13 protein-coding genes and 1 tRNA gene are annotated in these 10,161 nt (G+C 55.3%); 10 read left to right on the top strand and 4 right to left on the bottom strand.

Going from position 1 to position 10,161, the window contains the following annotated elements:
- Nucleotides 1–104: 104 nt before the first annotated feature.
- Nucleotides 105–1,070, bottom strand: coding sequence for a hypothetical protein (locus tag SV253_03000; GenBank protein ID MDY6775034.1), 966 nt, complete (start codon nucleotides 1,068–1,070; stop codon nucleotides 105–107).
- A gap of 184 nt (nucleotides 1,071–1,254) precedes the next feature.
- Between SV253_03000 and SV253_02995 the strand changes: the two genes are divergently transcribed.
- Both SV253_02995 and SV253_02990 read left to right on the top strand, forming a co-directional pair.
- Nucleotides 1,255–1,383 carry a hypothetical protein gene (locus SV253_02995; protein MDY6775033.1) on the top strand — a complete coding sequence of 43 codons (129 nt, stop codon included), beginning with the start codon at nucleotides 1,255–1,257 and terminating at the stop codon, nucleotides 1,381–1,383.
- A gap of 2 nt (nucleotides 1,384–1,385) precedes the next feature.
- Nucleotides 1,386–1,919, top strand: a complete 534-nt coding sequence (locus SV253_02990; protein ID MDY6775032.1) for a hypothetical protein — start codon at nucleotides 1,386–1,388, stop codon at nucleotides 1,917–1,919.
- A gap of 444 nt (nucleotides 1,920–2,363) precedes the next feature.
- Here SV253_02990 and SV253_02985 read toward each other — a convergent pair.
- Nucleotides 2,364–2,436, bottom strand: a tRNA-Gln gene (locus SV253_02985).
- 133 nt (nucleotides 2,437–2,569) lie between these two features.
- Between SV253_02985 and argH the strand changes: the two genes are divergently transcribed.
- From argH to SV253_02960, 5 genes are read left to right on the top strand one after another with little or no spacing between them, the layout of a single operon-like run.
- Nucleotides 2,570–4,042, top strand: coding sequence for an argininosuccinate lyase (gene argH / locus SV253_02980; protein ID MDY6775031.1), 1,473 nt, complete (start codon nucleotides 2,570–2,572; stop codon nucleotides 4,040–4,042).
- Nucleotides 4,032–5,291 carry a Glu-tRNA(Gln) amidotransferase subunit GatD gene (gatD, locus tag SV253_02975; protein MDY6775030.1) on the top strand — a complete coding sequence of 420 codons (1,260 nt, stop codon included), beginning with the start codon at nucleotides 4,032–4,034 and terminating at the stop codon, nucleotides 5,289–5,291. The genes argH and gatD overlap by 11 nt, the downstream gene beginning before the upstream one ends.
- Entirely contained in the window at nucleotides 5,282–6,130 is an 849-nt protein-coding gene (locus tag SV253_02970) for a GNAT family N-acetyltransferase (protein ID MDY6775029.1), read from the top strand. Before gatD ends, SV253_02970 begins: the two co-directional genes overlap by 10 nt.
- A 40-nt stretch (nucleotides 6,131–6,170) precedes the next feature.
- Nucleotides 6,171–6,446 (top strand): hypothetical protein, encoded by a 276-nt coding sequence (locus SV253_02965; protein MDY6775028.1) that lies wholly within the window; start codon nucleotides 6,171–6,173, stop codon nucleotides 6,444–6,446.
- Nucleotide 6,447: 1 nt separating this feature from the next.
- Entirely contained in the window at nucleotides 6,448–6,864 is a 417-nt protein-coding gene (locus SV253_02960; protein ID MDY6775027.1) for a PIN domain-containing protein, read from the top strand.
- A gap of 339 nt (nucleotides 6,865–7,203) precedes the next feature.
- Here SV253_02960 and SV253_02955 read toward each other — a convergent pair whose 3' ends face one another.
- Entirely contained in the window at nucleotides 7,204–7,596 is a 393-nt protein-coding gene (locus SV253_02955) for a type IV pilin N-terminal domain-containing protein (protein MDY6775026.1), read from the bottom strand.
- Nucleotides 7,597–7,746: 150 nt separating this feature from the next.
- On the opposite strand from SV253_02955, the gene SV253_02950 reads away from it, so the two are divergent.
- Nucleotides 7,747–8,049 (top strand): DUF6516 family protein, encoded by a 303-nt coding sequence (locus SV253_02950; protein ID MDY6775025.1) that lies wholly within the window; start codon nucleotides 7,747–7,749, stop codon nucleotides 8,047–8,049.
- 2 nt (nucleotides 8,050–8,051) lie between these two features.
- Nucleotides 8,052–8,444, top strand: a complete 393-nt coding sequence (locus SV253_02945; GenBank protein ID MDY6775024.1) for a transcriptional regulator — start codon at nucleotides 8,052–8,054, stop codon at nucleotides 8,442–8,444.
- Between the two features lie 7 nt (nucleotides 8,445–8,451).
- Here the strand turns inward: SV253_02945 and lysA are convergent, their stop codons facing one another.
- Nucleotides 8,452–9,651 (bottom strand): diaminopimelate decarboxylase, encoded by a 1,200-nt coding sequence (lysA, locus tag SV253_02940; protein MDY6775023.1) that lies wholly within the window; start codon nucleotides 9,649–9,651, stop codon nucleotides 8,452–8,454.
- A 102-nt stretch (nucleotides 9,652–9,753) separates the two neighbouring features.
- Between lysA and SV253_02935 the strand changes: the two genes are divergently transcribed.
- Nucleotides 9,754–10,119: a hypothetical protein gene (locus SV253_02935; protein ID MDY6775022.1), complete on the top strand. Its 366-nt coding sequence runs from the start codon at nucleotides 9,754–9,756 to the stop codon at nucleotides 10,117–10,119.
- The last annotated feature ends 42 nt before the right edge of the window (nucleotides 10,120–10,161 follow it).

Here is a 10,161-nt window from a genome sequence, read left to right as displayed (position 1 = left end):
CCAAGCCGGCTTCAACAAAGACCCTGAGCTAACTCAGTTGGGAAGTACCGATATTTCTTGTCCCGGTGGGATCGTGTAAGGTCGAAAGAAACATACTGTCTTCTCTAAGCCGGATCGGTGTCTCTGACCTTGGGTCTCACGTCGAAGCTGTCGGGAACACCGTCTCCGTCGGTGTCCTCCCCGAAGGGGTCTGTTCCGGTGGCTACCTCCTCGGCGTCGGTCAGACCGTCGGTGTCTGTGTCTCTGTGTCCTGGGTCGGAGACAGTCCCGTAGTAGAGATCGCCCGCACGTTTTCCGATTTCGTCTCGATCCGTGAGTCCGTCCCGGTCTGTGTCACGTCTGCTGGAGTTGGTCACGTATACTTCTCCGTCAGAAGTCGTTATGCCGGCGTCCTCGTCGGAGTCGAGTATACCGTCGCCGTCTGTGTCGTTCTCGGCTGTGTACCCCAGAGGTATCGCGGTCTCAGTAGGAACACGTACGGGGTTCGATCCTCCTATGTAGACTGACGAGGGAATCCTCTCAGACTCGACGAACTCAACCGAGAACGAGGGACTTGATCCGGTGGGCTTGTAGTAGACTGAGAAGGCGTCGGCTAGCCTTCCCGTCTTCATGGAGTACTTGAGTCTGTTAGAGCCTTCCGGGTGGTGGATCTCGTCGTCGTAGACTGATTCGTTGTTCGACACCGACAGATTCGGTCTTTCGAGGTTCGGCTTGGAGTTGTGCGGTCTTTCGAGTCCCGTGTTACCGCTCGCGTTCTCGATCCGGGTTATACGTGCGTCTCTCAGACTCAGACTTCCCGAGACCTCCGCGCCTCTTCCTCTCAGGTAGACGTATATACGTGGCTTTCGGTTCTTGACCTCGCGGTGGACGACAAGCCCTCGGAGAGTCGGGTCACGCGGCTGGTCTTGTATGTAACTGATTCTGTCGGAGTCGTCGACGGAGGAGCCTGACATGGTTTTGGTTTTCGAGCCCGTCGGGTCGACGTCGACAGAGAAGGTAAGCAGTGCTACAGCCACGATCAGACAGATAGATCCGAGGAGGGCTATACTTCTGGGTGACACACGTCTCATTTTGAGTTGGTCCCACGTAGGTCAGATTTGAGTTGGGCTCACGTAGGTCAGATAGGTCAGTCTTCGACTACGGCTCGGAATCTCTAAAGTCTGTTGCCGGTAGTCTTCCGAAAAACTCCGAAAAAGACTCGAACTGAATAGAACTACTTGGGGTACTGAACTGTCCTCGGGAGTTAATTAAGACATGGAGCCTCTAAGAGCAGGTGTCATAGGATTTATCGCGGGAGGTACCGTACTTGGTGGAGTCGGCTTCTTGGCAGGAGTCGTTCTAAGCGGTTTAGGAGAGATCGAAGTCCTCGAAGTACTGGGTTAAGCATGAACAAGGAAAAAGTATCGGTCGTAGCAGTTATAGGAGTCATAGTGGTCGTGGGAGTCGTTCTACTGAGTCCAGCCGACCCTTCGGAGAAAGAGTCCGATATCCGGAGCCAAAACCAGAGCGAGAGCCAGATCCCCGATGAGAGTCCGACGGGGGCTCAGACGGGAGAGGAAGAGGTAAGAGACGGCTCCGGCGAGGCGTCTGTGGAGTTCAGGATCGAGACAAGCAGTATAGAGAGCTGTGGAACTACGTGTAGAGACGTGACCTCGACACTCTATAACACAGGCGACGCCGACGCCCACAGCGTAGAAGTCAGTACGAGTATCTACTCGGGCGGTGACCTCGTATGGGAGGGGAGAAAGACGGTAGGCGACTTAAAAGCAGGAGACAGCTATACGACGACCCAGAGGGTAGACGTAGGTCTCGGAGGAGGAATGAAGATCAGGTCGAACGACGGTCTGATAACTATCGAGACTGAGATAGAGTCCGACGAGGAAAGAGTTGTATTCACAGAGGAGAGGGACGTCGCCTGATCTTGAGGTACTACCTACCTCTGCTGTTTCCCGGGCGAGACTGCTGATCAGAACCAGTACCACTGTCGCCCGGAACGTCATCCGGCTTCGGAGGACAAGATACTTGTATCTTGTACTCGTCGGGAGTGTCATCCCGGACACGAGGAGTATGATAAAGCCGAGGTCGCTATCTGCCATTCTTCCGTCAGAGACTCCTCTGGCATGTCTGAGTATACCAGCTACGGTAAGATATGTTCTGTGACCGCTTATATATTTAAGAAAAACTGTGGTCTAACCGAGTAAATGGGTTGTTAGATGTATTTGATGGACGGTAAAGACATCTTTAATTTCAGAGATTTTACCAGATGTTAATCGCAAGAGAGGATAGTCCCGGGCGGATTCGAACCTCGGTCAGTACCATCCCTAATTCGAATCCGCGAGGTGCTCTGAGAACTGTGTTCGAAGTAGTCCCGGGCGGATTCGAACCGCCGTCAGGGGCTCCAAAGGCCCCTATGATTGGCCGCTACACCACGGGACTTACGACGTTACCTAACCTCTTATACGGCTTATCTCCTTCGGAAATACGTGATCTTCGGTTGGCTGTAACACAAACACAGATCAGAGATTTGTGGAAAGGCGAAAGTCAAGTGGTTGGACGAAGTACTCAGGGTATGACCGATCTAGTCAGACGTGGACGTCTGTCTGCGACCGACGAGGACGTGACACGGTTCCTGTCGTCTTTCGACTCCGACGACTGGATATTCGAGGCAGACATAGACGTAGGACGCGCCCACGTAGTGATGCTCGCCGAACAGGGAATACTCGACGAGGACGACGCGGCGTCGATACTCGGTGCACTCGACGAGGTCGAAAAAGAGGGATTCGACGCTCTCCCCGAGGGACACGAGGACGTACATCCCGCGATAGAGGAAGCCGTGATAGACAGAGTCGGAGAGGACGTCGGTGGACGTCTCCATACCGCACGTTCGCGCAACGACGAGGTCGCGACGTGTATCCGTCTCCGTCTGAGAGAAGAGATACTCCGTCTCGCTTCTTCGCTCATCGGTCTCCGTGAGTCTCTCGTCGACCGCGCCGAGGAGACCTCAGACTGGCTCGTCTCGGGTTACACACATCTCCAGCGTGCACAGCCCACGACGGTCGGACACCATCTCCTCGCCCACGCCGCGGCTTTCGAGAGGGACGTCGACCGCCTCCTCGACGTATACCGAAGGGTCAACCGGAATCCTCTCGGAAGTGCCGCCTTCGCGGGGACGGGCTTCGGGATAGACAGACACAGAACGACTGAGCTTCTCGGATTCGACTCGCCGACACGTAACTCGATGGACGGGGTAGCGTCACGTGACTTCGCGGTCGAGTCGGCGAGCGCAGCCTCGAACGCGGCTACGAACCTTTCACGTCTCTGTGAGGATATCTTCCTCTGGAGCTCGTCGGAGTTCGGATTCGTCGAGTTGGACGACAGGTACGCGAGTAGTTCGAGCATAATGCCACAGAAGAAGAACCCCGACACTGCGGAGCTAGCGAGGGGCAAGACGGGAACCGTACACGGCGCGCTCGACTCGCTTCTGTCTATAACCAAGGGACTCCCGATGGCGTACAACCGTGACCTCCAGGAGGCTACCAAGCATCTCTGGGAGGCGTTCGAGACGACACGTGAGAGCGTAGAGGTGATCGCGGGAGCCGTAGAGACCGCCGAGTTCGACCGCGACCGCGCCGAGGAGAGTACACGAGAGGGATTCACGGGAGCGACTGAGCTCGCCGATCTTCTGGTTCGTGAGACGGGGATGGCTTTCCGTACCGCACACCACATAGTCGGAGAAGTAGCCGCGGAGTACGACGACGGTGACGGTGACGTGAGTGGCGAGGATGTCGAGGAGGTCGGACGTGAGATTACGGGAGAGAGACTCGGAGTAGACGACGAGAAGATACGTGAGGCACTCGACCCGCGTAAGAACGTCGAGACACGTGACTCGTACGGCGGTCCGGGTGAGGTAGAGACCGCGGTAGAGGAGTTCCGCGAGTCTGTAGACTCCGACTTGGACAGATTGAATAAGACAGAGGAAGACCTCCAGACATCCAGAGAAAACCTCTCAGACGCAGCCGAGGAGATAAAAAATGACAGCTAAGGCTAAGGAAGGAGACACGGTCAGAGTAGAGAGCGAGGGCGAGGAGTTCGAGGGAATACTCCTGCCGTCGTCGGACGACGAACATCTCGTGGTCAAGATCGAAGGAGGCTACAACGTCGGAATAGACCGCGAGAATGCGGAGATCGAGGTCATAGACGAAGGTGAGGAGGTCAGCCAGAAGTCAGAGACAGAGAAGTCGGAGGACGAAGAAGAGACAGAGGTCGTATTCGAGGACGACCTTCCCACAGTCTCATTAATATCTACGGGCGGTACGATAGCCTCGACCGTCGACTACCGCACCGGAGCCGTCACGGCACAGTTCGACGCCGAGGACGTCCTGAGAGCCGTCCCTGACCTCGCGGGACTCGCCAACTACAGGGGACGTGTCGTCTCGAACATACTCAGCGAGAACATGACTCCCGAACACTGGCAGGAGCTAGCGCGTGCTGTCAGGGACGAGATAGAGTCGGGTGCCGACGGCGTCGTGGTTATGCACGGCACAGACACGATGCAGCACACCGCGAGCGCGCTCGCGTTCATGCTCGACAGCCCGGTTCCTGTCGTCTTCGTGGGGTCACAGAGGTCGGCTGACCGTCCTTCGAGTGACAACGTCGTCAACGCAGTCTGTGCAGTCGAAGCGGCGAAGTCGGACATAGCCGAGGTTCTCGTCTGTATGCACGCCGACGAGAGCGACCACAGATGTGCTCTCCACAGGGCGACGAGGGTCAGGAAGAACCACACGAGCCGACGTGACGCCTTCGAGACAGTCGGTAGGAAGCCGCTCGGCGAAATAGAGTACGAGACGGGTGAGATAACTACGAGGAGGGAGTACGACGAGAGAGGTGAGAACGAACTCCGGCTTGAGGACGACCTCAACACCGACGTCGAACTCGTGAAGTACACGCCAGGAAGCGACGGCGAGATACTCGACTTCTACTCCGAGAAGGACGGTGTGGTTCTTGAGGGAACAGGACTCGGACACGTCAAGTCGGACTGGGTCGAGAAGATCGACGGACTCGACCCCGTCTTCGTTATGACGTCACAGTGTATCGAGGGACGTGTCTGTGACAGGGTCTACGACACGGGACGTGACCTCTTGGAGGCGGGAGTCGTCGAGGCGGGCGACAGTCTCCCCGAGACGGCATACGTCAAGCTGATGTGGGTTCTGGCTAACACAGACGACCCCGAGTCTGCGATGGAGGAGAGCCTCGCGGGAGAGATCACCGAGACATCACGTCCATGGAGATAGGGATCAGAGACGCTCGTCCCGAGGACCGAGAAGACGTACTCGGATTCGCCTCGGAGACCTGGGACGGCTGGGACTACATACCCGAAGTCTGGGAAGACTGGCTCGAAGAAGGCGACCTACTCGTAGGAGACGTCGAAGGCACAGTCGTCGGTGTGATACATCTCGTCGGGGTCTCGGAGGACGAGGCTTGGATAGAGGGGCTACGGGTCGATCCCGACTACAGGCGCGAGGGTGTGGCGACACGTCTCGTTGAGGCAGCCGAGGAGAGGGCACGCGAAGGAGGAAGACAGGTCATCCGGTGTATGGTCTTCGGGTCGAACAGCGTCGGACACGAGCTCTTCGAGGATCTCGGCTTCGGACACGTCGCGTCTCTGAGACACGCGAGAGCCTTCGGATTTCCTTACTCGACGAGTCTGGAGAGAGACGAGAACGAGGAGTTCGCCGACGTCGTCGAGGGAACCGAAGCCCACGAGGAGATGGGCGGTCTCTACGTATGTGACTGGCGGGCGGCGAGTCTCGGAACCAGCCTCGAAGACGTCGACTTCGACCCTCTCTACCTCCGCGACGAGGACGGCGAGACTGTCGGAGCGTGTCTTCCGACGGGAGTCCGTGTCAACACGACAGAGGAGGACGACCGCGACGAAGTCGTGATGGGGTTTGCGTGGGCGAAGACACGGTACATAACCGACCTCGGTCTACAGATGAGAACCGAGGCGCGTGTCGAGGACGCCGACGACGTCCTCGCGTTCGTTCCCGACGACTCCGACTACGTTAACTCGCTTGAGTCAGCGGGATACGAGGTCTCAGACGCCGTGTCCGTCTACGAGAAGTTGGTTTAAGCGTGGAAGAGTTTATACAGAAGAATCCTCTACGATGAACATGAGCACATCGGTGAAGATAGACGAGGGAACAAAATCAAGGATAGAGGAGTTACAAGCTAGAATAAAGATAGAGACTGGCAAGAAAGTCACACAGGAAGAGGTACTTGAGAAGGTAGTCAGCCACGCTATGTCGACCGAAGACGAGATAATAGAGTCATTCAAGGAGTTATCCGTGCCTCTCAGCGACGACGAGATAGACGACTTCCACGAGGGAATCTCCGACTGGGATGAGGATCTCGGCGAGGACGAGATCGACGAAGTACTCTACGGATAGTATGTCGGTTCTGATAGACACGGGTGTGTTCTACGCTCACCAGAACCGGTCTTCGAGTCGTCACAGACGAGCCAAGGAATCTCTTACGACAGTCCTGAAAGGAAAGTACGGAGAGCCCTACACGACTGATTACGTCTATGACGAAGCCGTTACTCTCGCACTCAGACGAACCGGAGAGTTCTCGGAGTCGATGGAGATCTCGGACAGGATTCTCAACCGAGACTGGATAAGTCTGGAACACGTGTCGAAGAACGACTTCGAGCAAGGCGTCGAGATCTTCGAGAAGTACTCGGATCAAGATCTGTCTTTCACCGACGCTGTCACTGTCGCCGTGATGCGCGAGAGAAGTATTGACAGGGTTCTGAGCTTCGACACCGACTTCGACGGGATAGTCGAGAGACTAGAGCCGAGCTATTAAGAAGTATCTCAGTCCGTAGGACAGAGAGTCAAGCGTACCAATCGGGACGGGGATACACACTCCGTTATGGGAGGCTATCACGGTTCAGATACTCTGGAGACGGTACCATCAGAGGTTACGACAGCTCCCACGGGACACGAAGGGACACGTTCGACAGATATACGTACGAACTCCTGCGTACGGTACGCGACGAGGAATCCGTCTTCCCTACGACGACCTTCTGAGAGTCCGTTCGTGAGCGAGGACGATGGGTCGGTGACAGTCTGGATGTAGATATTTTTAGTCGATAAAACGGACTGTGTGTTATTCGGCTCGGAAAATAAGGTGCGACGGGTTAGTTTATTTGACTGTGTACGACTGGATAGTCGAGTTCGAGCCGTCGACTTCTCCAATGACAACTACTTGTGTACCTGAACTGAGTGTACCACCGCTATGGAATGTATCTCCTATACTAGAACTAGGACTACCCCAAGCTTCATGTGTAGTGCCATTTCCCCAGTTAACATATATAGTGTCAGCCCTTTGAACGGAATTTAGAGTTATATTAACCTGACCACTACTTGATTGCTCAAACGTCACACCTGCCTGAGCGTTCTGCTGTACCTGTCCACCGAGTCCGAGGACGAACGTTCCGATGACCGCCGCGAGTATCACGGTGATAGCTACCATCAGTATCACACCGATAACCGGCGAGACGGCGTCGTCCGCCCCGTTCCTGTTCTTTTGTGCCATGTCTATGCCATACGGAGGGATCCCATATAAAAGTATGGGGGGGGATTTCAGGCTGCTACCAGACCGGGCGTCGTCTTTGTTAGGTTCCCACCCTAACACTTATCCAGACACGGGTTCTTTGTTAGCCTGTGACCCTAATGGTGTCGTCAGATGGAGATAGATGAAGAAGAAACACCTAACCGTATCGAATTCCCCGACGGATTTGTCGAGTACCGGTTCACCTCGGTGCCCAAAAGCGACAGATTCCCGAGAGGGGTGAAGTACGGCTTTCAGTACGTACACGACGGTACGAGGATACTGAGATACGACAACAGTCACGGAGTCCACGAGCGACACTACGCTGACCTCGACGATCCCGAAATTATAGAGTGGTCGGGGTCGGTGGAGGAACATCTGGAGAGGTTCTTCGAGGAGGTCGAAGAGATCAGGAACCGAGACGACACGGAGGTGTAACCATGACTGAGAAGACGCTAAAAATACAAACACAGACTTGGGAAGACGCAAAGGAGAAAGCACTCGAAAAGGCGAGGAAGTTCGACGATGGAGAGGAGGTTACAGAGACAAGTATAATCTTTGTAGAACCTTCTGACGTACAGCGTCTACTAACGCCGAAGCGGTTAGAGCTCATACAGACGTTGATGACTGTGGATGTCGGAAGCATACGTGAGTTAGCCGAGGTACTCGGTCGTAATCCCAGCGAGGTACATGACGACGTACATACTCTCGAAGAGTACGGTGTAGTTGAGCTACGTGAGGAAGGACGTGCTAAGAAGCCCGTCGTGCCCTACGACGACATAGATATTAACGTCAGTATCTCACGGAAGAACGCAGTCAGTGCACATGGTTGACTGTCCTTCACTCGACGACCTTCCCGAATACGTCGTCGAATGTCTCGCGTTGACGTATAAGCTCAAGACCGCGGTTCGAGACCATGGCTTCGGCGGGGAGACGTCGTGAGTTGTAACGTGAAGACATAGAGAAGCCGTAGGCTCCCGCGGTGTGGATCGCTAAGAGGTCTCCCTCTCTCGGATCGGCGATCCGTCTGTCCTCTCCTAAGACGTCTCCCGTCTCACAGATAGGACCCACTACGTCGACCTCTCTCTCGGGCGCGTCACGTGACAGGTTAGTGATATGGTGGTAGGCGTCGTACATCGCGGGACGGAGTAGAGTGTTGAAGCCCGCATCGACCCCGACGAAGCCGTCCTTTACGGTGTTGACCCGCGTAAGAAGGACTGTCGACTCGGCGACTAAGAAACGTCCCGGCTCGACTATCAGTTCGGCGTCACGTGACTCGGTTCCGAGTCCTTCACGTATCCCGTCGGCTATGCCGCTCAGGTCGGGTCTGTCGTCGCCGGGTCTGTACGGCACACCTACTCCGCCGCCGACGTCTATGTACTCCATCTTATATCCCGCGTCCTCTATCCTTCCGACTATCTCGCCCATCTTCTCCGCCGCCCTCTCGAAGGGCTCGCGCTGGGTGACTCCGCTCCCTATATGCATATGTACGCCGACGGCTTCGAGACCGACTTCGTCGGCGCGTTCGTACGCCTCGACTATCGCCTCCTCGGGGACTCCGAACTTCGATCCCTCGCCCCCCGTGATGACCTTCTCGTGGTGTCCTGCGCCCACCGAGGGGTTGACACGTATACCTATCTCCCTACCGGGATCTATCTCGGCGATCCTCTCTATTCCGCTTACCGAGTCGGCGTTTAGTCTGACGTCCTTCTCGATGACACGCCGTAACTCTTCTTCGGGCGGGTTGACCCCCGTATACATTATTTCGTCGGGCTCAAACCCTGCTTTCTCTGCTGCTACGACCTCTCCGAGCGATACGGCATCGACCGCCGCGCCCTCGTCTCTCAGGACTTCGAGTATACGAGGGTTGGTGTTAGCCTTCGCGGCGTACTGTATCCTCGCGTCGGGGAAGGCGTCACTCATCTCGGAGTATCTATCGCGTACCGTCTCGGAGTCGGTGACATAGACGGGTGTGCCGAACTCCTCGGCTGCGTATTGTAGTGTCTGAGTAGATACTGGAAGGCTGAGGTTCGTGCCCATAACCTAAGTCGTCGTCACGTCTTGATAACTTATGGGATAGATTCGACACACCCGAATATATTCGGGAGAATAGCTTTTTTATAACAGTCTAATCGTGGTGTCATGCAAAGTGCCAAAGAATCGCCCGAGATGTTCTGTTTCCAGTGTGAAGAGACATCCCACGGTGAAGGATGCACAACCAGAGGAGTATGTGGTAAATCTCCCGAGGTAGCTAATCTCCAAGACCTGTTGGTATATCTCTCGAAAGGGATCTCAGTATGTAATACAGTCAAGGAACAGAGAGACTCAGGTGTTGATAAGTTCATCAATAAGGCGTTGTTCTCCACGATAACTAACGCTAACTTCGACCGCGAGTACTTCGTAGACAAGGTATACGAGGCTGTCGAGATCCGGGATTCATTGAAAAAGGAGATGGACGTGGACATAGAGAGCACTTACGGCTACGATGCTGTGACAGTATTCGGATAGCAGGAGTTATCCCTTTTTTGGTAGAGATGTCTCTCACCGTGA

The organism is Candidatus Afararchaeum irisae (genome assembly GCA_034190545.1).
In the GTDB taxonomy this organism is placed as follows: domain Archaea; phylum Halobacteriota; class Halobacteria; order Halobacteriales; family Afararchaeaceae; genus Afararchaeum; species Afararchaeum irisae.
Note: the sequence above shows the minus strand (reverse complement) of the source record. Positions and strands in the feature narration are given on the sequence as shown.